This window comes from Variovorax flavidus (assembly GCF_030317145.1).
GTDB classification, from domain to species: domain Bacteria; phylum Pseudomonadota; class Gammaproteobacteria; order Burkholderiales; family Burkholderiaceae_C; genus Variovorax; species Variovorax flavidus.
In genome coordinates this window covers 1,950,416-1,975,749 of record NZ_JASZYE010000001.1, presented here as the reverse complement: position 1 = coordinate 1,975,749, position 25,334 = coordinate 1,950,416, and the positions used below count along the sequence as shown (strand labels likewise).

The 25,334-nt window shown below is 68.2% G+C and carries 18 protein-coding genes; 9 read left to right on the top strand and 9 right to left on the bottom strand.

What is annotated here, in order from left to right:
• Window positions 1-28 precede the first annotated feature (28 nt).
• From QTH90_RS09555 to QTH90_RS09515, 9 genes are all read left to right on the top strand, one after another.
• On the top strand, window positions 29-1,735 hold the full coding sequence (locus tag QTH90_RS09555; RefSeq protein WP_286664217.1) for a methyl-accepting chemotaxis protein: 1,707 nt from the start codon (window positions 29-31) through the stop codon (window positions 1,733-1,735).
• A 29-nt stretch (window positions 1,736-1,764) separates the two neighbouring features.
• Entirely contained in the window at window positions 1,765-3,483 is a 1,719-nt protein-coding gene (locus tag QTH90_RS09550) for a methyl-accepting chemotaxis protein (protein ID WP_286664216.1), read from the top strand.
• A gap of 31 nt (window positions 3,484-3,514) precedes the next feature.
• Window positions 3,515-5,482, top strand: a complete 1,968-nt coding sequence (locus QTH90_RS09545; RefSeq protein ID WP_286664215.1) for a methyl-accepting chemotaxis protein — start codon at window positions 3,515-3,517, stop codon at window positions 5,480-5,482.
• 97 nt (window positions 5,483-5,579) lie between these two features.
• Window positions 5,580-7,544: a flagellar hook-associated protein FlgK gene (gene flgK / locus QTH90_RS09540; RefSeq protein ID WP_286664214.1), complete on the top strand. Its 1,965-nt coding sequence runs from the start codon at window positions 5,580-5,582 to the stop codon at window positions 7,542-7,544.
• A 32-nt stretch (window positions 7,545-7,576) separates the two neighbouring features.
• The gene (flgL, locus tag QTH90_RS09535) at window positions 7,577-8,791 is read left to right on the top strand and encodes a flagellar hook-associated protein FlgL (RefSeq protein ID WP_286664213.1); all 1,215 of its coding nucleotides are present in this window, start codon (window positions 7,577-7,579) and stop codon (window positions 8,789-8,791) included.
• 40 nt (window positions 8,792-8,831) lie between these two features.
• Window positions 8,832-9,269 (top strand): DUF4189 domain-containing protein, encoded by a 438-nt coding sequence (locus QTH90_RS09530; RefSeq protein ID WP_286664212.1) that lies wholly within the window; start codon window positions 8,832-8,834, stop codon window positions 9,267-9,269.
• A gap of 26 nt (window positions 9,270-9,295) precedes the next feature.
• On the top strand, window positions 9,296-10,516 hold the full coding sequence (locus tag QTH90_RS09525; RefSeq protein ID WP_286664211.1) for a helix-turn-helix domain-containing protein: 1,221 nt from the start codon (window positions 9,296-9,298) through the stop codon (window positions 10,514-10,516).
• Between the two features lie 51 nt (window positions 10,517-10,567).
• The gene (locus QTH90_RS09520; RefSeq protein ID WP_286664210.1) at window positions 10,568-11,239 is read left to right on the top strand and encodes a Vgb family protein; all 672 of its coding nucleotides are present in this window, start codon (window positions 10,568-10,570) and stop codon (window positions 11,237-11,239) included.
• A gap of 23 nt (window positions 11,240-11,262) precedes the next feature.
• Window positions 11,263-12,054, top strand: a complete 792-nt coding sequence (locus QTH90_RS09515; RefSeq protein ID WP_286664209.1) for a DUF899 domain-containing protein — start codon at window positions 11,263-11,265, stop codon at window positions 12,052-12,054.
• A 57-nt stretch (window positions 12,055-12,111) separates the two neighbouring features.
• On the opposite strand, the gene QTH90_RS09510 is transcribed toward QTH90_RS09515, so the two are convergent.
• The 9 genes from QTH90_RS09510 to QTH90_RS09470 all read right to left on the bottom strand — a co-directional run bounded on the left by QTH90_RS09510 (window position 12,112) and on the right by QTH90_RS09470 (window position 25,318).
• The gene (locus QTH90_RS09510; protein WP_286664208.1) at window positions 12,112-12,459 is read right to left on the bottom strand and encodes a PRC-barrel domain-containing protein; all 348 of its coding nucleotides are present in this window, start codon (window positions 12,457-12,459) and stop codon (window positions 12,112-12,114) included.
• Window positions 12,460-12,615: 156 nt separating this feature from the next.
• Window positions 12,616-13,392 carry an alpha/beta hydrolase family protein gene (locus QTH90_RS09505; protein WP_286664207.1) on the bottom strand — a complete coding sequence of 259 codons (777 nt, stop codon included), beginning with the start codon at window positions 13,390-13,392 and terminating at the stop codon, window positions 12,616-12,618.
• Complete coding sequence (locus tag QTH90_RS09500) at window positions 13,376-14,533, bottom strand: DUF3182 family protein (RefSeq protein WP_286664206.1); 1,158 nt, start codon at window positions 14,531-14,533, stop codon at window positions 13,376-13,378. The genes QTH90_RS09505 and QTH90_RS09500 overlap by 17 nt, the downstream gene beginning before the upstream one ends.
• Window positions 14,534-14,559: 26 nt before the next feature.
• Complete coding sequence (locus QTH90_RS09495; RefSeq protein ID WP_286664205.1) at window positions 14,560-15,009, bottom strand: hypothetical protein; 450 nt, start codon at window positions 15,007-15,009, stop codon at window positions 14,560-14,562.
• A 90-nt stretch (window positions 15,010-15,099) separates the two neighbouring features.
• Window positions 15,100-15,366 carry a hypothetical protein gene (locus tag QTH90_RS09490; RefSeq protein ID WP_286664204.1) on the bottom strand — a complete coding sequence of 89 codons (267 nt, stop codon included), beginning with the start codon at window positions 15,364-15,366 and terminating at the stop codon, window positions 15,100-15,102.
• Between the two features lie 113 nt (window positions 15,367-15,479).
• Window positions 15,480-20,546, bottom strand: coding sequence for a malto-oligosyltrehalose synthase (gene treY / locus QTH90_RS09485; RefSeq protein WP_286664203.1), 5,067 nt, complete (start codon window positions 20,544-20,546; stop codon window positions 15,480-15,482).
• Window positions 20,539-22,401, bottom strand: a complete 1,863-nt coding sequence (gene treZ, locus QTH90_RS09480) for a malto-oligosyltrehalose trehalohydrolase (protein WP_286664202.1) — start codon at window positions 22,399-22,401, stop codon at window positions 20,539-20,541. Before treZ ends, treY begins: the two co-directional genes overlap by 8 nt.
• Window positions 22,398-24,533, bottom strand: coding sequence for a glycogen debranching protein GlgX (glgX, locus tag QTH90_RS09475; RefSeq protein WP_286664201.1), 2,136 nt, complete (start codon window positions 24,531-24,533; stop codon window positions 22,398-22,400). Before glgX ends, treZ begins: the two co-directional genes overlap by 4 nt.
• A complete protein-coding gene (locus tag QTH90_RS09470) occupies window positions 24,530-25,318 on the bottom strand; it encodes a mechanosensitive ion channel family protein (RefSeq protein ID WP_286664200.1) in 789 nt (262 codons plus the stop codon). The genes glgX and QTH90_RS09470 overlap by 4 nt, the downstream gene beginning before the upstream one ends.
• Window positions 25,319-25,334: the final 16 nt, after the last annotated feature.

Here is a 25,334-nt window from a genome sequence, read left to right as displayed (position 1 = left end):
GGGCGGAAAGCCCAAGGGAGAAATCAACATGCAAGCGTTCTACAACCTCAGGATTGCAGCCAAGCTGCTGGTGTCCTTCGTCGCCGTCCTGGCATTGACCGTGTTCGTCGGTGCCTTCTCGGTGGTCCAGCTCGCGAAGGTCAACCAGATGTCGACGGACATCACCGCCAACTGGATGCCGGCCACGCGCACCCTGCTTTCGATGAAGGGTGCCCTGTCGAGCTTCCGTTCGCAGGAACTCGAACACATCCTCGCCACCACCGACGCCGACATGGCGCGCCACGAGAAGGTGATGGACGAGGCGTGGAGCGATCTGCAGAAGAACCGTGCCGAATACCAGACGCTCATCTCGGAGCCCGAGGAGAAGCGGCTCTTCGCGGAGTTCAACCAGGCGTTGAACCGCTACACGGTGGAGCATGACAAGGTACTCGCCCTGTCCCGCGCGCAGAAGAATGACGAGGCGATCGCCCTGATCCACGAGGAATCCTCGCGCGCGAACCACCTGGCCAACGAGACGCTCGCGCGGCTGGTGGATGTGAACACGGCGGGGGCCAAGAGGGCAGACGACACGGCCGACGCGGTCTACGCGAGCGCCAGGTGGTGGGTCATCGGCATCCTGGCGGGCAGCGTGGCCCTCGGCCTCGCGCTCGCGTTCTGGATTGCGCGCATCGTCGCGCGGCCGCTGTCCGAAGCCGTGAAGGTTGCGCAGTCGGTGGCTTCCGGCGACCTGACCAGCCGGATCGACGCACAGACGAAGGACGAGACCGGCTTGCTGTTGGCCGCCCTGAAGGACATGAACGACAGCCTGGTCAAGATCGTGGGCGAAGTGCGCACGGGCACGGACACGATTGCCACCGCGTCGAGCCAGATCGCGACGGGCAACCAGGATCTGTCCTCGCGCACCGAAGAACAGGCCAGCTCACTGGAGCAGACGGCTGCGTCGATGGAAGAACTCACCGGCACGGTGAAGCAGAACGCGGACAACGCACGCCAGGCCAACCAGCTGGCCGTGTCGGCCTCCGAGGTTGCGGTGCGTGGCGGCAGCGTGGTCGGTCAGGTGGTCGACACGATGGGGTCGATCAATGCCTCTTCGCGCAAGATCGTGGACATCATCGGTGTGATCGATGGCATCGCGTTCCAGACCAACATCCTGGCGTTGAACGCAGCGGTGGAAGCTGCCCGTGCGGGCGAGCAAGGCCGCGGCTTCGCGGTCGTTGCTTCGGAAGTCCGCAGCCTCGCCCAACGCTCCGCCGCAGCGGCCAAGGAAATCAAGACGCTGATCGGCGACTCGGTGGAAAAGGTCGAAGAGGGCAGCAAGCAGGTGGCCGAAGCCGGCAGGACGATGGAAGAGATCGTCGACAGCGTGAAGCGCGTGACGGACATCATGGGCGAGATCACCGCTGCGAGCCAGGAGCAGACCTCGGGCATCGAGCAGATCAACCAGGCGATCACGCAGATGGATCAGGTCACGCAGCAGAACGCCGCACTGGTGGAAGAGGCGGCCGCAGCGGCCGGCTCGCTCCAGGAACAGGCCGGCAGCCTGGTCCAGTCGGTCAGTGTGTTCAGGTTGGGTCACCACCAGCAGGCCGATCGGGCGATCGCGCAAGCGCGCTCGATGAGCCGGGCCGTGGTGCCACAGCGTGAGCCGCGCGCGCAGTCGAGTCCGGCGAAACCGCCGGCACCGCAGCGCGTCGCGGCATCAGCAGAAGCCTCGGGCGATTGGGCCGAGTTCTAAGTTCGTCATCCCTCAAAGAAAGAAGAAAAATGCAGTGGTTTCAAAAGCTACGCGTGACCGCCAGGCTGGTCATCAGTTTCCTCGTTGTCGCGGCGGTCGGAGCAATCGTCAGCGCGCTCGGCATCTTCCACATGGGGCGCATCAGCGCTTCGACGGAGAGGCTCTACACGCATGAGCTTCACGCCTTGCAGGCCGTGCAGGAGGCGAACATCCACCTGCTCTACGCGAGCCGGGCGCAGATGTCCCTGCTGTCGGCCGCCACGCGCGGCGAGCGCAATGCAGGATCCACTGAACTGAAGACCTCCATGGAAAGCCTCCAGGCGCGAGCCGCGGAGGTCAAGCCGCTGCTCGAGGAGACCGAAACCGGCAAGAAGCTCTTCGAGCAATACGAGGCCCTGCTGCCGCCCCTGAGCAAGCGCATGGCGGATTTCGTGACGCTCGTGTCGAAGCAATCGCTGGACAGCTCCCAGTTCGACGGCCAGGTGGTCGAGGACAGCGTGAGCCTGCTGAAGGATTCGCGCGCGGTCGAGGAAGTGCTGAAGAACATGGTCGCCTACAGCAACGAGCTGGCGAAGGCCAGCGCGGAGAACGCGACCGACACCTACCGGACCTCGCGACTGATGATGCTCGTGATGGCGCTGCTCGGCATCGTGGTCAGCGTGGGCCTGGGCGTGGTGGTCGCGCGTCTGCTGGGGCGCCAGCTGGGCGGCGAGCCGGCCTATGCGGCGGACGTCGTCGGGCGCATCGCGAGCGGCGACCTGAGCATGAATGTCGAAGCCAGCGCCGCGCATGCCGGCAGCCTGCTGTACTCGATCAAGCAGATGCAGGACCAGTTGACCTCGGTCGTCGGAAGGATCAAGTCCTCCAGCGACACGATCGCCACGGCATCGAGCCAGATCGCGGCGGGCAACCAGGACCTGTCGTCGCGCACCGAGGAGCAGGCCAGCTCGCTGGAGCAGACGGCCGCGTCGATGGAAGAACTCACCAGCACGGTGAAGCAGAACGCGGACAACGCGCGCCAGGCCAACCAGCTGGCGGCCTCGGCCTCCGAGGTGGCGGTCAAGGGCGGCAGCGTGGTCAGCCAGGTGGTGGACACCATGGCCTCGATCAATGCGTCGTCGAAGAAGATCGTGGACATCATCGGTGTGATCGATGGCATCGCCTTCCAGACCAACATCCTGGCGCTGAACGCAGCGGTGGAAGCGGCCCGCGCGGGCGAGCAGGGCAGGGGCTTCGCGGTGGTGGCGGCCGAAGTGCGCAACCTGGCGCAGCGCTCGGCGGCGGCGGCCAAGGAGATCAAGGGCCTGATCGACGACTCGGTGGGCAAGGTGGACGTGGGAAGCGTGCTGGTGGGCGAAGCGGGCAAGACGATGGAAGAGATCGTCGGCAGCGTGAAGCGGGTGACGGACATCATGGGCGAGATCACCGCTGCGAGCCAGGAGCAGACCTCGGGCATCGAGCAGATCAACCAGGCGATCACGCAGATGGATCAGGTGACGCAGCAGAACGCTGCGCTGGTGGAGGAAGCCGCCGCTGCCGCCGCGTCGCTGCAGGAGCAGGCGGGCAGCCTCGTCGATGCGGTCAGCATTTTCAAGCTCGGAGGCGACGACTCATCGTTCACCCCGTCGATGCCGGCCACGCGCCCGCAAGCGCCGAAGTCGCGCGCCGGCGGAGCGAACGTGCAGCGCGGGAAGAAGGCACGTCCTGCCAGCCGCCTCGCGGTGGCGCAGGGCGCCACGCATGAATAGTTTCAAGTAGATGGAATCAGGGAGCACAGAGATGCAGATGGAATCGAAGGTATTGAAGACCCGCGAGGGAGGGCCGCCGGCCTTCGTCTCGCTTGCGCGGACCCTGAGCGTGCGCGCCACGGTGGCCATCTTCGGGATGACCGTGCTGCTGCTGGGCGCGTTCTACGCGTTGGCGTCCTCGCAGCAGCAAAGCGCCGCGGCGCAATACGCCAATGCCAAGGCGGAGGCCATCGCGCGTTCGCTCGACATCTTCGACCAGACCATGCAGTCGACTGCCGAGAGCGCCTTCGGCGTCTTCCGGCGCCAGTTCGCCTCGACCTTCGTACTGGACGAACCGGCCGAGTGGGCGTTGACGAGCAACGGATCGCCGATCGACAGCACAACCACTGCCGAAGTCGACGGGTTCGCCCGGGATTTCCCCGGTGCCAATGCGACCGTCTTCGTCGCCCAGGACGAGGATTTCCGCCGCATCACCACGTCGGTCAAGAAGGAGAACGGCGAGCGTGCCGTCGGAACCCTGCTCGACCGCAAGAGCGCCGCCTACCCGGTGCTGCGCCAAGGCAAGCGTTTCGTCGGGCGCGTCACGCTGTTCGGGCGGCCGTACATCACCGTCTACGACCCGGTGCGCGATGCGGCCGGCCGCGTCGTGGCAGTGCTCTACATCGGCCTGGACATCTCGCGCCAGCAGGCTTCGCTGGGCGAGGCGGTGAATCAGACGCGGATCTTCGACAGCGGCGGTCTCTACGTCGTCAACCCGAAGGGTGCCGAGGCGACGCTGGTGCTGCATCCCACGGCCGCGGGCAAGAAGCTCGCCGAACTCCTGCCCGGACAGGAGGCCGATTGGCTCCAGCGCCTGAAGAGCGATGACGCGCTGTGGATCGAGCGTGCACCGTCGGTGCTCGTGCCGGGCAGCAGCGGGGATCGCTATGCCTCCGTCGCCCGCAGCGAGGCGACTGGCTGGCTGGTCGTGGCCGAGGTGCCCGCCGCGGAGGTGCTCGGCGGCCTGTATCGCCAGCTCGCCTGGCTCGGCGGCTTCATCGCGCTGGCCGCCGTGGCGCTGGGTTTCGCGCTGGTGTTGTTCATTCGCCGCACGGTGAGGCCGCTGAGTCTCTTGAGCGCGCATGTCGAGGTCATCGGCGGCGGCGACCTGTCGAAGCAGCTCCCGTCGGATCGGCGCGACGAAATGGGCGTGATCACGCGTGCGGTGGAATCCATGCGTGAGAGCCTGGCACAGGTGGTGGGACAGGTGCGCGAGGGCACCGACACCATTGCCACGGCATCGGGGCAGATTGCCAGCGGCAACCAGGACCTGTCGTCGCGCACCGAGGAGCAGGCCAGCTCGCTGGAGCAGACGGCTGCGTCGATGGAAGAGCTGACCTCCACAGTGAAGCAGAACGCGGACAACGCGCGCCAGGCCAACCAGCTGGCCGTGTCGGCCTCGGAAGTCGCGGTGCGTGGCGGCAGCGTGGTCGGCCAGGTGGTCGACACGATGGGGTCGATCAACGCCTCCTCGCGCAAGATCGTGGACATCATCGGCGTGATCGACGGCATCGCCTTCCAGACCAACATCCTGGCGTTGAACGCAGCGGTGGAAGCCGCCCGCGCCGGCGAGCAGGGCCGTGGCTTCGCGGTGGTCGCATCCGAAGTGCGCAACCTCGCCCAACGCTCCGCCGCCGCGGCCAAGGAAATCAAGACGCTGATCGGCGACTCGGTGGGCAAGGTCGAAGAAGGCAGCAAGCAGGTCGCTGAAGCCGGCAGGACGATGGAAGAGATCGTCGACAGCGTGAAGCGGGTGACGGACATCATGGGCGAGATCACCGCTGCGAGCCAGGAGCAGACCTCGGGCATCGAGCAGATCAACCAGGCGATCACGCAGATGGACCAGGTGACCCAGCAGAACGCGGCGCTGGTGGAAGAAGCCTCGGCCGCGGCGCAATCGCTGCAGGAGCAGGCTGGCAGCCTCTCGCAAGTCGTGAGCGTCTTCAGGCTGCGCGGCTAGGCAGCCCGGCCTCAAGTTTCAGCACCCCCTGCCGATATCCAACACAAGCAGGCATCCACACGATGCCGCACCCAACACCCCCTACAGGTAAAGCCACATGTCAGGAAACTTGTTCTTCACGGGCCTGAGCGGTCTCGGCGTCGCGCGCACCGCGCTCGTGACCACGGCCCACAACACGGCCAACGTCTACACCGCGGGCTACAGCCGCCAGGTGGCGCAGGTCTCGACCAATTCGGCGATCAGCTCGGGCTCCGGCTACATCGGCAGCGGCGCACGCGTCACCACCGTCACGCGCAGCTACGACCGCTACCTCACCGCGCAACTCGCCTCGGCCCAATCGGCTTCGGCGGCACTGGCCTCGTACGGCACCGAAATCAACCGCATCGATTCGCTCCTGGCCGACAAGACCGCCGGCCTGAGCCCGTTGATGCAGAACTTCTTCACGGCGGTGCAGGGCGTTGCCAACACGCCGGCCGATTCGGCGGCGCGCCAGCAGCTCATCAGCTCGGCACAGTCGCTGTCGAGCAAGTTCCGCTCGACCGACCAGTACCTCTCCGACCTCAACGAGTCGGTCAACGACCAGATCTCGGGCAGCGTCGAGCAGATCAACACCTACGCCAGCAAGATCGCCAGCCTCAACCAGCAGATCAGCATGATGAGCGCCGTGGCCGGCGGCCAGCCGCCCAACGACCTGCTGGACCAGCGCGACCAGCTCGTGAGCGAGCTGGGCCAGATCGTGGACGTCAAGGTGATGGAGCAGGACAGCGGCAAGTACAACGTCTTCATCGGCAGCGGCCAGTCGCTCGTCGTGGGCGACCAGGCCGCAACGATGAAGGCCGTGCCCTCCGCGGCCGACCCGACGCGCACCGCGGTGGCCCTCGTGGGACTGGCCGGCAACGTGTCGGAACTCAAGGACAACGTCCTCAACGGCGGTTCGCTCGGCGGCCTGATGTCCTTCCGCACCGAGACGCTCATCCCGACGCAGAACGCGATCGGCCGCCTCTCGATCTCGCTTGCCAGCGCGTTCAACGACCAGCACAACCTGGGCGTCGACCTGAACGGCGCGCTCGGACAGGACTTCTTCACGACGGCCACGCCGGGCGTCTTCTCGAACGCCAAGAACACCGGCGATATGGTGCTGACCGGCGCCGTCTCCGATGCCAACCAGCTCACGACCAGCGACTATTCGGTCGAAGTGCGGACCGGCACGCCGAAGTACGTCGTCACGCGGCTCTCGGACAAGCAGGTGATCGGCTCCTACGACGACACCGACTTTCCGGTCAGCTTCGATGGCGTGACGGTCTCCTCCGCCAGCGGAACGGCCCAGCCGGGCGACACCTTCCTGATCCAGCCGACGCGCACCGGCGCTCGCGACATGGAAGTGACGGTTCTCGACCCCGCCAAGGTGGCTGCAGGCTCCCCGATCATCACCGGCAACACCAGCGGCAACCAGGGCAGCGGCGCGATCAGCACCGCGACGATCGGTTCGGGCTACCCGGCATCGCCGCTGGCCGCGAACGTGACCCTGAGCTACGACGGCGCGACCAACTCGCTGTCGGGCTTCCCCGCGACCTCCGCCATCACCGTGACGCTGGCCGATGGCACCGTCAACAACTACGCGGCCGGTGCACCCGTGCCCTACACCGCAGGCGCCAAGATCAGCTTCGACGGCATCACCGTCAGCCTCAGCGGCGCCCCGGCGACGGGCGACACCTTCACCATCGGCAAGAACACCGGCGGCGTGTCCGACCCGGCCAATGCGCTGCTGCTCGGCGCACTGCAGCGCAAGGCCACGATGGGCGGCGGCACCACCACCTTCAACGGCGCGTATTCGCAGCTGGTGAGCCAGGTCGGCAACCGCGCGATGGAGATCAAGGTCGCGGCCACCACGCAGGACAGCGTGACCGGCCAGATCAAGGCGAGCCAGCAGTCGATCTCCGGCGTCAACCAGGACGAGGAAACCGCCAACCTGCTCATGTTCCAGCAGATGTACCAGGCCAATGCGAAGGTGATCCAGACCGCTTCGACCATCTTCGACGCGATCCTCGGCATCCGCAGCTGACCCCAACCCGAACCCGAATTCAAGGAGCCGAGATGCGCATCAGCACCAGTTCATTCTTCGAGCAGAACATCAGCGCGATGGGCCTGCAGCAGCAAAACCTCTTCCAGGTGCAGCAGAAGCTGTCCGCCGGGACCAAGTTCCTCACCGCCGGCGACGACCCGGTGGGCGCGGCGCGCGCGCTCGGCGTCAGCCAGACGCTGGCCGAGTCGGCCCAGTACGCCACCAGCCGCGACCGCGCGATGCTGTCGCTCACGCGGGAAGAGACCGCGCTCGACGGCGCGACCTCGATCCTGCAGAACATCAAGACGCTGACCGTGCAGGCAGGCAACGGCACGCTGTCGGACGCCGACCGCGCCGCGCTGGCCACCACCATCCAGAGCAACCTCGACCAGCTCGTGGGCCTCGCCAATTCCGACGACGGCAATGGCCAGTTCCTCTTTGCCGGCTACAAGAGCGCCAACGCGCCGTTTGCGGTGCAGGCGGGCGGCGGCATCCAGTACCTGGGCGACCAGGGCCAGCGCCTCATGCAGGTCGACGTCGCACGCCAGCTCTCGACCTCCGACGATGGCCGCTCGGTGTTCCAGTCGGTGCAGGGCGGGGCGGGCTACGTGACCTCGGGCGGTGCGGCCAACGCGGGCTCCGGCGTATTCAGCTCCATCGGCATCGTCGATGCCACGAATCCCAATTTCGGCAAGGACTTCCAGATCAGCTTCGACGCGGCCGGAAACTACTCGGTCACGACCAACGACACCCCTCCCGTGGTGGCGGCCAGCGGCGCCTTCGTCGCGGGCGAGCCGATTTCCTTCGGCGGCCTGCAGATCAGCGTCACCGGCACGCCGGCGAGTGGCGACAGCTTCAACGTCACGACGGCCAAGAACGCCGGCACCGACATCTTTGCCTCGATCAGCGAGCTGGTCACCGCGCTGCGCACGCCGCTGACCGGTGCCGGCGCGGAAGGCAAGGCCAAGCTGTTGAACGCGTTGAGCACGGCCAACGTCAAGGTGACCAACGCCCATGACAACGTGCTCACGATCAAGTCGTCGGTGGGCTCGCGCATGAACGAACTCGATGCGCTGGACGACAGCGGCGCGTCGCGCGACCTGATGGACAAGAGCTACCTGTCGGCCATCCAGGATCTGGACCCCGTCGCCGCGATCTCGGAGTTCTACCAGCGGCAGTCGTCGCTGCAGGCGACCCAGCTCACCTTCGCCAAGCTGAACTCGATCGCGTTGTTCAACTACCTGTAAGTCCGTGAGCCGGCGGAAGCATGCGCCCTCAGAATGGGGCATGCCATTTTTCGGTTCGCTGGTTTTCGGCGCAGCAGGCGCGCGCAGCGCCTGCCTGACGCTCGGTCTCGCTCTTCTTTGTAGTGGCCTCCCGGTGCGCGCCGGCGCCGCGCCGGCGGAGGACCCCGGCCCGAGCTGGGGAGCCATCGCGTCCAAGGCGGGGTGGTACGGCTACTCGTATAACCATGCTTCGCGCAGCGCGGCCGAACGTGCGGCGCGTGCCCAGTGCGATCGCGCAGCGCGCCGCGCGGACACGTGCGAGGTGCGCGCCTATTTCGACCGCTCCTGCGGCGCGCTGGCCGCGGGCAACTATGGCGAATGGGCCACGGCCACCGCATCGACGGCCAAGGCTGCGGGCCTGGCGGCCGTCGGGCAGTGCGATCTTCACCTTCCCACCGAACCCTGCAAGGTCGTCGTCAGCGTCTGCTCGCCGCCTTGAACGCTGCGCTGCGTTAGCCTGTCGGCATGGATTCCCTCATCGCCGCCTCCGCGCGCGCGCTCGCAGCGGGCGATGCGCTCGGTGCGCTCAAGCGCGTCGCCCTGCGCGAAGATCCGCCTGCGCTGGCCCTGCGCGGCATCGCCATGGCCCAGCTCGGAGAGCATCCGCGCGCCCGCGAGCTGCTGCGGCGGGCGGCCAGCGGTTTTGGCGCGCATGAAGAACTGGCGCGTGCCCGCTGCGTGGTGGCCGAGGCGGAGGTGGCGCTGGCCATGCGCGACCTCGGCGGCTCGCCGCGATCCCTGGCGGTGGCCTCGGCCACGCTCGAGGCACATGCCGATCGCGCCAATGCGCTGCAGGCGCGGCTGATCGCGGCGCGCCGGCTCCTGCTGCTCGGCCGCCTCGACGAGGCCGGGGCCGCGCTGGCGAGTCTCGATGCGCCCAACCTCCCGCCGGCGTTGGCGGCGGTGGCCGAGCTGAGCGCGGCCGAGCTGGCGCTGCGCTCGCTGCGCACCGGCACGGCACAGGCAGCGCTGGCGCGCGCGTACGAGGCGGCCCATCGCGCTCGCGTGCCGGCGCTGCTGGCCGAGGTGGCGGAGGCGCGGGCCACCTTCGACCGTCCCGCCGCCCGACGCCTGTCCGCCGACGGCGAGCAGGCGCTGCGCCTCGACGAGGTCGCGGCACTGCTGGCCTCGGACACGCTGGTGATCGACGCCTGCCGTCGCGGCCTGCACGCCGGCGACGCATGGCTGTCATTGGCGCGCAGGCCGGTGCTTTTCGCACTGGTGCGCGCGCTCGCCGAAGCCTGGCCCGGCGACGTCGATCGCGAAGCCCTGATTGCAAGTGCGTTCCGCACCCGCGACCCCGACGAGACGCACCGCGCACGCCTGCGGGTCGAGATCGGCCGGCTGCGCGCGCTCGCCAGGCCGCTCGCGCACATCGAGGCCACCGCGAGGGGTTTCGTGCTCCGGCCGGTCGGCGGGCGCCGCGTCGCCGTGCTGGCACCCCCCATCGACGGCGAGCAGGCATCTCTGGTGGCGCTGCTCTCCGATGGCGCGGCCTGGTCGACCTCGGCCCTGGCGCTGGCCCTGGGGGCGAGCCAGCGCACCGTCCAGCGCGCGCTGGCCGAGCTGGAGGCCGTCGGAAGGGTGCGCTCCATCGGACGGGCGCGGGCGCAGCGCTGGCTGTCGCCGCCCCTGGCGGGATTCACGACGATCTTGTTACTCCCCGCATCCCTGCCGATTGAATAGAGTCGTCTCGCGGGCCTATTCCGGGCTCGAGGCGCGCTACAGGAGCCAACGATGACCAGCAAGACTCTAGACAGACCCCAGGCGAAGCCACGTGCGGCCGAGATCGTCCGCGAATACGGGCCGTTCGACGGCGCCGACCGCATCCACGGCGTGACCCATGACGGGCAAAGCGTCTGGGCCGCCACGGGGGCGCGGCTGGTCGCCTTCGACCCCGCAAGCGGCAAGCCCACGCGCTCGCTCGACCTCGCGTGTGACGCCGGCACCGCTTTCGACGGTACGCACCTCTACCAGATCGCCGAGGCGCGCATCGACAAGATCGATCCGGCCACCGGCAAGGTGCTGGCGTCGATCCCGGCGCCCGGCCACGGCTCCGACTCGGGGCTCACCTGGGCCGAGGGCAGCCTCTGGGTGGGGGAGTACCGCGATCGCAAGATCCACCAGATCGACCCCGACACCGGCGCGATCAGGCGGACCATCGAGTCCAACCGCTTCGTCACCGGCGTGACCTGGGTCGACGGCGAGCTGTGGCACGCGACCTGGGAAGGGGACGAGAGCGAGATCCGCCGCGTCAACCCCGAGAGCGGCGCCGTGCTCGAGCGACTGGAGATGCCGGGCGGCATCGGCGTCAGCGGGCTCGAATCCGACGGGGCCGACCTGTTCTATTGCGGCGGCGGAGACAGCGGCAGGGTGCGCGCCGTGCGGCGTCCCAAGGCCGGATCGTGAGCGCAGGCCGCAAGGAGCAGTCCATGAACACCGTCGCTGTTGAAGCCCGCACCGTGGACCACCCCGTCGTGTCCATGGACCGATGGGTCGCCGAGCGCAAGGCGCTGCTGGCGCGCGAGAAGGAACTGACGCGCCTGCACGACCAGATCGCCCGCGAGCGCCGTGCGCTGCCGTGGGTGCACATCGAGAAGGACTATGTGTTCGATACGCCCGAGGGCTGGCGCACGCTCGCCGACCTGTTCGAGGGCCGTCGCCAGTTGCTGGTGCAGCACTTCATGCTCGGGCCGGGGTGGGAGGAGGGTTGCAAGAGCTGCTCGTACATGGCCGATCACGTCGACGGCATGAAGGTGCACCTCGCGCATCGCGACGTCACCCTGATGGCCGTCTCGCGCGCGCCGCTGGCCGAGATCGAAGTCTTTCGCCGGCGCATGGGCTGGCAGTTCAGGTGGGTGTCCTCGTACGGCACCGACTTCAACCACGACTTCGGCGTGAGCTTCACGCCCGACGAGCTGGCCAGGGACGAGGTCTACTACAACTTCGACATGCAGCCTTTCCCGCGCGAGGAGGCACCGGGCATCAGCGTGTTCTACCGGAGCGATGCGGGCCAGGTCTTCCGCACCTACTCGACCTACGGTCGCGGGGTGGAAGTGATGATGGGCACCTACAGCCTGCTTGATCTCACGCCCCAGGGCCGCGGCGAGGACAACCCGCTCTACGCCATGGACTGGGTGCGCCACCACGACCGCTACGAGCCGGAGCCCCACGCGAAGTCGACGCCCAAGTCCGTCGGCGCGTGCTGCAGTTCGCACGCCTGAGGGGCGGTGGCGCCGCGTGCGCAGCCGGCCGATCGATCTGCCGGCCGGCCCCGGCGCTTACCAGGTGACGCCGTAGTAGTCGTTGACGCGGCGGTTGTAGTCGGTGGTGTAGTCCGGCACCTGCTCCTGCGTGTAGCGCGGCGCGCCTTCGAGCACGTTCTTGTCCAGCGGGACGACATAGCCGTCCATCGAGGTGTCGTACTTCAGCATGTTCCACGGCAGCGGATAGCGGTCCGTGCCGATGCCGAGGAAGCCGCCGAATTCGAGGACGGCGTAGCGGACCTGGCCTGACAACTTGTCGATCATGATGTCGTCGATCGACCCGAGTTTCTCGCCGGCCTTGTTGTAGACAGCCGTGCCTTCGACGCGTTCGGAAGAGATGACGTTGCTGGATTCGGTGGGCATGGAGTGCTCCTTGAAAAGAGGTGGAGAGTTGCCGCCCTCGCAACGCTTTTGCATCGGGCGGCCCAGACCCCATGTATCGCGCCGTGGCGACGGAGCCGTGATCAGGATCGATGCCGCTGACTTGTAGGTGCCCTCCGGCCCGTTGCGAATCTGCCGCTACGCGGGGCTGTTCGGCGCAGGCCGCAACAAGCCGGTGGCGGCGCGGGCACCGAGGGTCATCTCCGTCATCCACGACACCAGCAGCATCCCGTAGGCCTGCCGGCTCCGTTCGTCGGAAAGCGCGTGGTCCGCTCCCGCGATGCAGCGATAGGTCACCGACTTGACGTGCTTGAAGGCGGCGAGGTAGCTCTCGATCACCGGATGCGGCACGGTCTTGTCGTGCTCGGACTCGACGATCAACGCATCGCCGCGAAACAGCGCACAAGCGGCGAGTGCGCGGTTGTCCGGCGGCGCGACGATCGACTTGCGGTATTCCGCCAGGTCGCTTCGGCTCAACTCGCCCTTGGGCACGTCCCATTCGGCATCGCGGTAGAGCGCGGGCACGCGCAGCGCCAGCCAGCGAACGGGCCGCTGCGTGGTGGCGATGGCGGCCAGGTAGCCGCCGTAGCTGCTTCCGACGATCGCGATCGATTCCGGGTCCACCGTCGGATGGTGAACCAGCACGTCGTAGGCCGCGAGGACGTCACGCAGGTTTTCCTCCCGGCTCACCGACTGCCGCTGTGCGGCGTGCCTGGCATGACCGCGCAGGTCGAAAGTGAGGCAGACGCAACCGAGCGCAGCGATCTCGTGGGCTCGCGCCTTGTATTGCTCCTGGCTGCCGTCCCAGCCGTGCACGAGCAGCACGCCGGGCACGGCGTTGGAAGCCGCGACCAGCGTGCCGTCGATGTGCTGGCCGTCGACGGCAATGTCGACCTGCTTATGTCGCGTCGGCATGCGCTTCGACGAAGCTGTACTTGGTCAGCCGGCCCACGTCCGGGTCGTGGCCACTGTAGTTGACGCAGGCGCCGGGCGGGAGCTCGGTCTCGCCGAAGACCTCGAAGCAGGACGCGCGCACGAGCGAGCGCTCGGGTTGGCTCTTGAAGACTTCCAGCGCCGCCACTTCAGCGCCGGTCGCGCCGCCCACGCGCCACGATTGCTCCAGCACGCCGGAGCACCAGACCCCGGCGTCATCGGGGCCCTGGGCCACGTCGTAGTTGATGCGCGATGCCATGAAGCCCGGATAGCTTTCGACCACTGCGGCGTGATAGACCGACGCCTGTTCGATGGCAAGGCGCAGCGACGGTTTCAGCGGCATGGCATTGAGCGCATCGAAGCCGCCGCGCACGACCGTGAGGTCGGACCCTCCGTAGACCTGGTCGCCCCGATGATTGCGCGTCAGCCGCTGCAAGCCGTAGTAGCTCACCGTCAACGCGCCGACCTTCACCTGCCCGATGCTGAGCGTGCGCGGTTCCCGGAGATTGCGCTCGAGAACCACGCCGTCGGTGTCCAGGTGGGGCACGCTGGCCAGCGTGCGGTCGAGCGATGCCGCATCGCGTACGACGGTCTGGCCATTGCCGCCGGTGGCCCGCACCGGCTTCACGCGGACGTCGCCGGAGCGCAGAAGCGTTCGGCCGGCACGGCGCGCGTCCTCCTCGCTGAAGGCCGAGTAGCCGGGCAGCACGCAGTCGCCGATGCGCGGGGAGAAGGATTGCACCCAGTCTCGCGGGCACGCCGCGTCGCCATCGTGCAGCGGGTGGGTGATGGCCTTGGTCGCCACGTATGAAAAGGGCACGGCCCCGCCGAAGAAATCGCTTTCGCTGCGGATGCCGATCGCCTGTGCGCGATGGGTCTCCACCGTGTCGCTCGGTATGAAGTACCGCGGCCCCGCGGGCGGCGGGCGCCGGCTCACCGGACCGAAGTACTGCATGCCCTGCAGGCCGGCGATGCGCTCGGCCAGGGTGCGGCGCGTGATGAGCTCGTGCTCGCTGCAGTAGTTGGCCGGGTCGATGACCCATTCCATGACGAAGCCGACGCCCGCGGCCGTTGGCGCATCGTGCGGCTCGAACCGGGGGCTCTCGTTCTGCAGGCTTTTCATTTCGGGACCTCGTGAAGAGAAGGCTGTCAAATCGAACCTTGCGAAGCCAGGTGGATGCGCGCGTAGGCGTATTGCATGGTCTCTTGCGGCGTCATGGCGCTCTCGATCTCGGCGAGTTCCATGCGCTCGTCGTCGTGTGCCACCCATTCGAAAAGATGGGATGCCGGCATTTCGTCCAGCGTCTCCGTGTCGCTCCAAGACGCCAGGCGCCAAGGTGCGCTGGACAGGAGGAGCCGAAGGAACAGCGCGCGCTCCACCCGCACCGCCGAGCGTTCATCGGGGGCGAGGGCGTGCTGGAGGAATTCCAGTTCCCGCGCGTAGACGTCCATGCGGCGGTGGTATTCGAATCGCTCGGGACCCACCGCCCTCCCGACCGCCCTCGTCAGGCGCATGCACTCGCACTGGATGCGCGCAAACGCCACAGCTTGCAGAAGGCGAAGGATCTGGCGTGGTGCGGCACCCATGATGGCGCGCATCAGAACGCCATCGGGGTCCGGGTGGCGTAGGACGAACGATCGCCAGCAGGCGAGACCTATTCCCGGATGCGCCGGGACGCTAGAGGCAGCTCAATCTGTGTCCTGGATCGTCAACTCGAAATCATGTGTTTCCAACCGCACCGGCCGCTTGCCGCTGCGGTGGAGTTCGAGGGCCCGCTCATCGATCAGGGCCGCGTTCCGGACGTAGGCGGCGGTCAGGCTGTCGCCGCCCCCGGTTGCTCCGAACAGGTCGCGCAGCGGGTCTTCGCCGATCTCCGCGACGACTCTCGCGCCGCCTTCCGGGTAGATCGCAAAGCGCACGGTCGCCGTATCGAAACAATAAATTGCTTCTGCCATTTCTCTTGTCTCCGTCGTGTGTCGCACCCGACTCGATACGCCTCCCGGCGGAATATTCCGGCAGCGGAATTCGATGCCGCGCGTCGGCGGCGTCCTACAGGACGATGCCGGGCTCAGTGCGCGTCGCGCGACACCAGCGCGGCACCCGGAAACGCGCGCAGCAGGGGCCCTACGGCCAGCCGATGGGCCGTGGCGACGTGCGACGCGCCGGTGATGCAATCCTCGAATTGCCATTCGCTTTCGCCGGCAGGCAGCAGCACCTCGGTGCCGGCCCAGGCGACGGAGGGAGGCGGCCGCCTCGCCTCGTCCCGGTCGAGCCTCGCGAACAGGCGCACCACGAGAACCACGAGCACGCGGCCGTGATGGCGGCGCATGAAAGCCAACAGATGGCGCTCGCGCGGGCCCCGCACTTCGAGTGGCTCGTAAGTGCCCTCGCGGAACAGATCAGGGTGCAGCCTGCGCAGCGCCAGCATGCGGCAGATGATCCAGAGCTTGGCACGACCGTCCGGCGCCGCGGCGGCAAGTCCGGCCACGCTCCGCTCCAGATCCGGCGCAGCCGCCAGGACCTGCAATGCCTGGAGGGCTCGCAGCCGGACGTCGTAGTCGACCGCGCGGCGGTTGTCGGGGTCGACGAGGCTGCGGTCGATCAGTTCGCAGCCCTGGTAGATGTCGGGCACGCCCGGCGAGCAGTACTTGAGCAGCGTCAGGCTGATGCCGTTGAGCGCCCCGTAGTGGTCCAGGCGAGCTGCCGCACGGCGCAGTTCCTGCAATGCCGTGCCGCCCGTTGCGAGCACGGCGCGCGCGAACCGTTCCAGTGCTTCCTCGTAGGCAGCGTCCGGTCGAATCCAGCTCGTCCCCACCTTGCCCTCGCGTGCGGCCTTCAGCATGTAGTGGACGATGCGTGTCACGTAGGCTTCGTGTGCCGCCGGGTCTTCAGCGGCAGCGGCCATCGTGCCCAGCACGGTCTGGTAGAGCAGGTATTCGTGCGCCGCCGTCACCGCGCCGCGCAGCGGGGCGTTCAGCGCACGCCAGCGTCGCAGCGCCAGCCGCCAGAGTCCGGGGCATTCCGACAGCACGTCGATGCGCAGCCGCACGTCTTCCGAGCGCTTGTTGTCGTGCGTGGAGGTCGCCAGCATCGTGTGCGGCCAGCGGCGCTGCCGGTCGCCCGACGCTTCGTGGAACTCGGCGCGGGTCATGCCGATGCGGTCCGGCTCGCCGCCCACCTCGTTGAGCGAACTCAGCGGGAAATAGCGGTAGAAGGCCGTGTCCTCCACGCCCTTGGCCGCGACCGGCGCGCTGAATTGCTGGAAGCGCCGCGCAAAGGCCACGGCGTCGCGGGCCGTCTCCGCACTGGCGTCGCCAGGAGGCTGGCCGAGAAGCGACGCGCGCACGAAGTCGAAGACGGACGCATCGGGCAGCTTCAGCCGCTCGCGCGCCGCGTCGATCGCCTGGTCGATGTAGCGGACGTCCTGCGGGCTCGCCTGCTCGGCGTTGTAGGTGCGATAGACCGTGAAGCAGGCCGCGACGGTCGCGATCACCTCGCGCAGCGCGTTGAGCGTGTAGTCGCGGGTGCGGCGGTTGCTCTTGGCGATGCCCAGCAATGCGATGGCGAGCACTTCGAGGTCCGACGCCAGCGTTCCGCGCGCGACGTCGCGCTTCGCGCCGTAGACGACTTCATCGAAAGGCTCAGTCATGCCGGTGAAGCCGCGCCAGATCCTTTCCAGGCGGCGTCCCGAGCGATGTTCGACGAGCACGGCGTTGGCCACGTTGGCGAAGCGATAGCCGGTGGTCCCGTGCACGGCCCACGAGACCGGCACGTCCTCATGCGGTGCGGCGATCTTCTCGGCCACGACGTACAGCGGGCGTTCGGGACGCCCCTGAGCATCGACCGATCGCGGCAGCGTGCCCCGCCGCGCGCAGAAGCCATCCTGCAAGCGGTCGAAGTACTGCGCAGGGTCGAGCAGGCCATCGGGATGATCGATGCGCAGGCCGTCGACCGAGCCGCGCGCAGCCAGCTCCAGCGCCAGGGCATGCGTGGCCTCGAACACGTCCTTGCGCTCGGTCCGCAGCGCGGCGAGTTCGTTGACGTCGAAGAAGCGGCGGTAGTTGATCTCGTCGGCGGCCGTGCGCCAGTAGGCGAGGCGATAGGACTGTGCTTCCAGCAGCTCATGGAGCGCGTCGCGCTGCGCGGATGCGCTCAGCGCTTTCGCGGCCTCTGCGAGGGCGTGCGCGACCGGGGGGCGTTCGGTGGCCAGCGCGGCGAGCTGCGATTTGAACCGCTGCCTTTCGCTTGCGCTGGCAGCCCATGCGTCGTCATCGCCCTCCAGTGCGGCGGGCAGGCCCTGGCTTTCGCCGGCAATGGCCGCCAGCCGCCTCGCCTCGTCGTCGCCCAGGGAGGCTGCGGCGCGGTCCAGGAGGCGAGGATAGGTCTCGATGGACAACGGAAAGTGGTGGTCGAAGTAGCAGACGGCGAATTCCCCCGCATCGGCCTCCCACCGGACCTGCAGTTCGCCCCTTTCCAGCACGTTGCCGTAATGGTCGCCCAGCACCGGGAGCAGCACCTTGCCCGAGAGCCCCGGCGTCGGCGAGCGCCACTGGATGTCGAAATGCGCCGAATGACGCGAAGCCATGCCGTTTTCGAGCACGTCCATCCACCAGCGGTTGTCCGTGCCGAGCACGCCCATGTGGTTGGGCACCAGGTCGATGAGCTGGCTCATGCCGTGCTGCTTCAGCGCGCGCGTGAAGCGCTCGAAGGCGGGCATGCCGCCCAGTTCGGGATTGACCTCGTCGTGCGAGACCACGTCGTAGCCATGCATGCTGCCCGGCCGCGCGCGGTGGATCGGCGAGCAGTACACATGGCTGATGCCCAGCATCGCGAGGTACGGAACGATGCGCGCCGCGTCGTCGAAGCCGAAGGCGCTGTGGAACTGAAGCCTGTAGGTGGCGCGAGGGACGCGCGACAGCTCGCCGCTGCCGGCCTGCGCCTGCCCGGCGGCCCGCGGCCGGACGCGTGCGAGCGCGGCGCACACCTGCCGCATCGTGTCGTTGCGCCACAGCGCCTCCACGGGCTGCGTGTACTTGCGCCGCCAGTTGGGATGCTGGATGGTGGTGCCCGGCAGGTTGGGCTGCTCGATCTCGCCGAGCGCGTCCTCGAGCTGGACCATCATGACCTTCGACGGCGCGGCGGCCAGATAGCCATGCACGGCCGCCATCGCCGCGGCGTCGAGGGACGCCTGCGCCGGATCGAGCTTCAGGTGCGGGTCTTGCCGCACCATGGCGTCGGCCAGCCGGCGGCGTTCGTCATGGCGCTCGCGCACCTGCTGTTCGAAAGTCGCGGAGTCTGCGAGGAGGCCGAGGTCCAGGCGCGTCTGCAGATCGCGAGCGCTCCACCATCCGGCCAGCGTCGCCAGGTCGTGCGTGCTGACGGCCGCAACGGCTTCGCGCGGGTAGTCGGCGGGCGGGCGAAAACCGCCGTCGCCATCGCGCTCGAAGTACAGGAGCCGGTACGACAGCACGCCGCAGCGGCGCAGCGTCTCTCGCATCGTCTCGGGCACGGTGCCGAGGTCTTCGCCAATCACCAGGCAGCGGTGACGCTGGCTTTCCAGCGCGAGGATCGCGAACAGCTCGTCGACCGGGTAGTGCACATAGGCGCCGTCGCGTGGCGTGCCGTCCGCGGGGATCCAGAAGAGCCGCATCAGCATCATCACGTGGTCGATGCGGATCGCGCCCGCGCCGCGCATGTTGGCGCGCAGCGACTCGATGAAGACCGCGTACTGCGACTGGCGCAGCCGGTCGGGGCGAAGCGGCGGCAGGCCCCAGTCCTGGCCCTCGAGGTTGAAGGCGTCGGGCGGTGCGCCGACGCGCGCATCCAGTGCAAAGCTCGTCCGGTGACGCCAGGCATCGGAGCCCGCGCGGTCGACCGACACGGCCAGGTCCAGGTAGAGACCGAGGCCCATGCCCAGTGCGGCGGAGCGCGAGCCTGCCGCTTCGAGCTGACGCGCCGCCTGCCACTGCAGGTACTCGAAGTAGCCGATGCGTTCGGCGTGCTCGTGCGCGAAATGCCTCACGGCCCCGGACGCCGGATCGCGGAAGTCCTCCGGCCAGGTGGGCCAGCCCCAGACGCCCGGATCGGCCTCATGGAAGTGCGCCTGCAGCGCTTCGAACAAGGCGTGCTGGCCCAGCGCCTCGTCGCCACGCTCGCGAAACAGGGCGAATGCGCGGACCTCGGGATCGGCCTCGTCCCGCGCCCGGAACCGGCGATACAGGAGGTCCAGCACCTCATGCTTGGCGGCGGCCACGCCGGCATGGTCCAGCAGCGTCGCGGAGCGCAAGCTGTCAAGCCTTGACTGGAACTCGGGGGAGCGCACGCGCTCCTGGGCCGGCACGCAGTCATGGAAATCCTTCACCGCCTCCACGTCGATATAGAGCACGTTGAGTTGCGCCCGCGACGATGGGCTGTACGGACTCGCGTGCGCCGGGTTGTGCGGGAAGAGCGCATGCAACGGATTGAGGCCGACGACATCGGCGCCCTGGCGGGCGGCATGCTCGACGAAATCCGCCAGATCGGTGAAATCGCCGATGCCCCAGTTGCGGGCGGAGCGAAGCCCGTGCAGCTGCAGCGTGAAGCCCCAGACCCGCGCATCGCCTTCGAGGGCGGCCGGCTGATGGCACTGGGCCGGCGCGCAGACGACAAGGGTTTCGCCAGGCAATGTGACGATGCTCATCCGGTGATAGCCATCCGGCAGCGGCAGTGCGAGGGGAAGGTGGTAGAGCGCGTGCTCGGCGCCGTCGATCCGCGTGCGTTGCGCGACGTGCAGCCGCGCGGTCTCGACGATGCCTTCGTGGAAGGCGCCGCTCTCGTCGACCAGGCGCCATTTGAAATGCGCAAGCTCTGCGGGCAGCCGGACGTCGACGGAGAACGAGGCCGAACCCGAGGGCACGACCTGGACCGGCGGAAGAGGGTGCCGCCACGCCTCGCGCTCCGCCGCCGCTTCGGCCGCTGCGAAGTCCGTCCCGCGCGCGACGAAACCTGCGTCGAACAGCAGGGCGGCCTGCGCGCCGGGGGTGAGGGTGTGCCGCGCGCCGAAGGCATCCACATACTCGGTCGAGATGCCGTAGCGCGCACACAGCCGGCGAAGGGCATCCGCTTCGCTGTCGGATGCCGCACCTTGCTCATGCATCCTGCGCCTCTTCAATGGCAGCGCACAGGCCGCCCGGCGGCAGCATGAGGGCCGTGCCGCCGGCCTCGCTCCCTTCGGCGCCCATCATGTGGATGACGCGGCCCGGAGGCCACGCCACCTGGGCGCCGGCCGTGCCGAAATTGGCCACCACATGCAGGAAGGCGGGCGAGCCGCCATCGTCGCGTGCGTCATCCAGCTGCCAGACCAGGCGCAGCGCATCGCCCTCGCACGACCACTGGTGGATGTGGGCACCGGCTCCGAAGCGGGGCACCAACTCGGCTTGCCGCAGATGGAGCAACGCGCGCACCTGCCCGAGGACCTCGGCCTGCGCAGGCAGCACATGCTCGGATTCGTCGAGCTTCGATGCAGCGAAAGTCGACTCGCTGTTGGGGTCCGGAATCTGCAGCGTCGCCGTGTCGCCCGCAAAGGCGGAGAAGCCGCCGAACTCCTCGCGCCGGCCGGCCGTGACGGCCGCGGCCAGCTCGGGCCCGAAATCGCAGAAATACTGAAAGGGCGTGGAAGCGGCGTACTCCTCGCCCATGAAAAGCATCGGCGTGTGCGGAGACAACAGCACGCAGGCGCGCGCCGCCATCAGGCGCGGCGGATCGGCGAGCGCATCGATCCGGTCGCCGAAGGCGCGATTGCCGATCTGGTCATGGGTCTGCAGGAAGGAGACGAAGGCAGGCAACGGCAGGTGATCGCACGGTTCCCCGCGCGGCTCGCCGGCGCGGAATGCGGATGGCTGGCCCGTGTAGATGAAGCCTTGCGCCAGCGCGAGCCCGAACTGCTCCAGCGGCCGCAGCGCGTAGTCGGCGTAGTAGCCATCGGTCTCGTTCGTCAGCAACACGTGCGCGGCATGGTGCAGGTCGTCGTTCCATTGCGCTGTGCCGGCGAGTGGCGATCCTTCCTCGTCGCGCTCCAGCCGATGGGCTTCGTTGAGATCGTTTTCCAGTACGACGTGCACCTGCCGGTGCCTGCCCGGGCCCTGGTGCAGGGCGGCGCAGATCTCCTCGACGATCGGCGGCGTGGAGCCGTCCCGAATCGCATGGATGGCGTCCATGCGCAGGCCGTCGAAGCGATATTCCTCGACCCAGTACAGGGCGTTGTGCATGAAGAAGTCGCGCACGGTCCGCGAATGCGCGCCGTCGAAGTTGATCGCGGCGCCCCAGGGCGTCTGGTGCGCGGGGTTGAAGAACTGCGGGCAGTAGGCGTGCAGGTAGTTGCCCTCCGGCCCGAAGTGGTTGTAGACCACGTCGATCAGCACCATCAGCCCGAGCCCGTGCGCGGCATCGACAAAGGCCTTGAGGTCCGCCGGCGTGCCGTAGCTGGCGTCGGGCGCGAAGGGAAGCACGCCGTCGTAGCCCCAGTTGCGGCGTCCGGGGAAGTCGGCCAGCGGCATCAGCTCGACCGCCGTGATGCCGAGCGATGCGAGCCTCGGGAGCCGCCCGGCCGCTGCGGCCAAGGTGCCCTCCGGCGTGAAGGCGCCGACATGCATTTCGTAGATGACGGCCTCTTTCCAGGGGCGGCCGGTCCATGCGTCGTCGGCCCATTCATGGGCGCGCGCGTCGATCACCTGGCTCGGGCCGTGGACATCGTCCGGATTGAAGCGCGATGCGGGGTCCGGCACCCGGAGGCCGTCGGGCATCAGGTAGCGGTAGCGGTCGCCGGCGGCGGCTTCTCCGATCACGTGCTCATGCCAGCCCTCATCGTCGCGCCGCATGGGAAATGGCTGCCAGGTCTCGCCCTGCTGCCGTTCGAGCGTGACCTTCGGCGCATCCGGCGCCCAGATCCGGAAGCGGACGCCACCGCCTTCGAGCAGCGCCGCGCCGAAGGGCATCGAATGGACGTGCTTCATGGCGCGACCAGGCTGCGGCGCAGCAGCGCCAGCGAGCGGCCTTGCAGCTGGTAGGTCGCCTCGGTGAGCAGCAGCGACAGCGAGTTCTCGCGCGCCGTGTCGACCTGCCGGGTCCAGCGGTCGGCGGGGCGCGAGGGCAGGGTGAAGGGCAGCGGCTCGTGGTACGCGTTCAGCAGCAGCAGGAAATCGTCGTCCTGCTGCGATTCGCCGTGCGGCCCGACGTCGATGATGCCGGTGCCGGAGAACATCATGCCGAGGCAGCGCACGTGCTCGCCCCAGTCTGGCGGCGTCATCTCGTTGCCATCGGGACGCAGCCACACCACGTCCTTGGTCTCGCCGTCGCCCACGGGCTGCCCGCGGAAGAAGCTGCGCCGCCGGAACGAAGGGTGGAGACGCCGCGTGCGGATCAGCAGCGTGACGAAGTCGCGCAGCGAATCGGCTTCGGGCGAGGGCGTCCAGTCCAGCCACGTCAGCTCGTTGTCCTGGCAATAGACGTTGTTGTTGCCGCGCTGCGTGTGGCCCCGCTCGTCGCCGGCCAGCAGCATCGGCACGCCTTGCGACAGCAGCAGCGTCGCGAGGAAGTTGCGCTTCTGGCGTTCGCGCAGCGCGTGGATCGCGGCGTCGTCCGTCGGTCCTTCGGCGCCGCAGTTCCAGGACAGGTTGTTGTCGTTGCCGTCCCGGTTGTCCTCGCCGTTCGCCTCGTTGTGCTTGTCGTTGTAGGAGACCAGGTCGTGCAGGGTGAAGCCGTCGTGCGCGGTGACGAAGTTGATGCTCGCGTGCGGCCCCTTGCCGGACCAGCCGTAGAGATCCTGCGAGCCCGCGAGCCGGTGCGCGACCTCCCCGGCGACGCCCCCGTCGCCCTTCCACCATCCGCGGATGCCGTCGCGGTACCGGTCGTTCCACTCGGCCCAGCCCGGCGGGAAGTTGCCGACCTGGTAGCCGCCGTGGCCCAGGTCCCAGGGCTCGGCGATGAGCTTGACGCGGTTGAGCGTCGGGTCCTGGCGGATCGCGTCGAAGAAGCCGCCGAGGTTCTCCACCTTGCCGGCTTCGCGCGCGAGCGCCGAGGCGAGGTCGAAGCGGAAGCCGTCGACGTGCATTTCCTCGGCCCAGTAGCGCAGCGAGTCCATCACGAGCTGCAGGGCGCGCGGCTGTTCGAGGTTGACCGTGTTGCCGCAGCCCGTGAAGTCGTCGTAGTAGCGCGGCTGCGCGGCGTTGGCGATGTAGTAGGAGGCGTTGTCCACGCCGCGCATGGAGAGCGTCGGGCCGAGATGGTTGCCTTCGCAGGTGTGGTTGTAGACCACGTCGAGAATCACTTCGATGCCGGCCGAGTGCAGGGTCTTGACCATGGTCTTGAACTCCTTCACCTTGCCCGAGGCGCTGTAGCGCACCTCCGGCGCGAAGTAGCCCAGCGTGTTGTAGCCCCAGTAGTTCTGCAGGCCCTTGTCGGCCAGGTGCCGGTCGTTCAGGAAGGCGTGCACCGGCAGCAGCTCCAGCGTGGTCACGCCGAGGCGCTGCAGGTAGTCGATGACGGGCGCGCAACCCAGCGCCGCATAGGTGCCGCGCAGGTGCTCGGGGATGCCGGGGTGCCGCATCGTGAAGCCGCGCACGTGCATCTCGTAGATCACCATGTCCTGCCACGGCACTTCGGGCCGCCGGTCCTCGCCCCAGGTGAAGGCGGTCTCGAGCACGCGCCCCTTGGGCATGAAGGCGGCGCTGTCGCGGCGGTCGAAGGAAAGGTCCTGCCGCTTGCTGCCCACCGAGTAGCCATAGAGCGCGTCGCTCCAGCGCAGCTCGCCGATGAGGTCCTTGGCGTAGGGGTCGAGCAGCAGCTTGTGCGGATTGAAGCGGTGGCCTTCCTCAGGCTTGTAGCGTCCGTGGATGCGGTAGCCGTAGGCCATGCCGGGCCGCGCCTCGGGCAGGTAGCAGTGCCAGACGTCGTTGGTGCGCTCGCGCAGCGTGATGCGCTGGCGCTCGTGGCGGCCCTTGTCGTCGAACAGGCACAACTCCGCCCTCTCGGCATGCTTCGAGAAGATGGCGAAGTTCACGCCCTGGCCGTCCCAGGTTGCGCCGAGCGGATACGGCCGTCCGGGCCAGACGGCGTCCAGCCGGGCGTGGTTGTTGTGTTTGCTCACGGATGCGGCCGATCGCGGTCGGTGCCGCGCGCCGGCCAGGCGCTCACGTGCGGGCGCGCGGCAGGCGGTGGCTGCTCACGCGCGGCCGGATCGCGCAGGCCGGTGCGTGGCGGCCGTTCCCGGTCGCGCGGCCACCATTCCTCGATGCGCCGTGCGGCCCAGTCCTTTCCCGCGAGGCCGAAGGCCAGCGCCAGGGCGAAGACGATGCCCGCAAGGATGATCAGGAAGCTCTGCCGCACGATGTCGCCGCCGACCTTGATCTGGTCGAGCGCGATCAGCACCACGAAGAGCAGGATCGCGTACTGCGCGACCTTGCCGAGCAGCATCGCGTCCTGCACGCCCGCGTTGCGCCCGTAGGTGATCACCGCATCGCCCACGAACTTGGCGAAGTACGCGCCGAAGACCAGCACCAGCAGCGCGACGAACACATTCGGCACGAACCACATCACCCGCCCGAGCAGGTCCGTCACGTAGCTCAGGCCGAGGCCGTTGAATGCGACGACGAGCGAGATCAGGATCACCAGCCAGTAGGCCAGCGCACCGAAGACGACGGTCGAATCCGACACCATGCCGCCCTGGCGCAGGAAGTTGTCGATGCCCGAGCGCTCGGTCAGCACGTGGAAGTTGATGGCGCGCAGCCCGCGGATCACCGTGAAGCGCACCGCCTTGGCGAGCAGCCAGCCGACCAGCACGACCAGTGCGGCGAAGAGCAGCCGCGGCAACAACGCGCCGACCTGGAACAGGAAGGCGCGCAGCGGCTCGAGATGGATAGAGAAGCTTTCCATGGACGTTCCCCCTTGG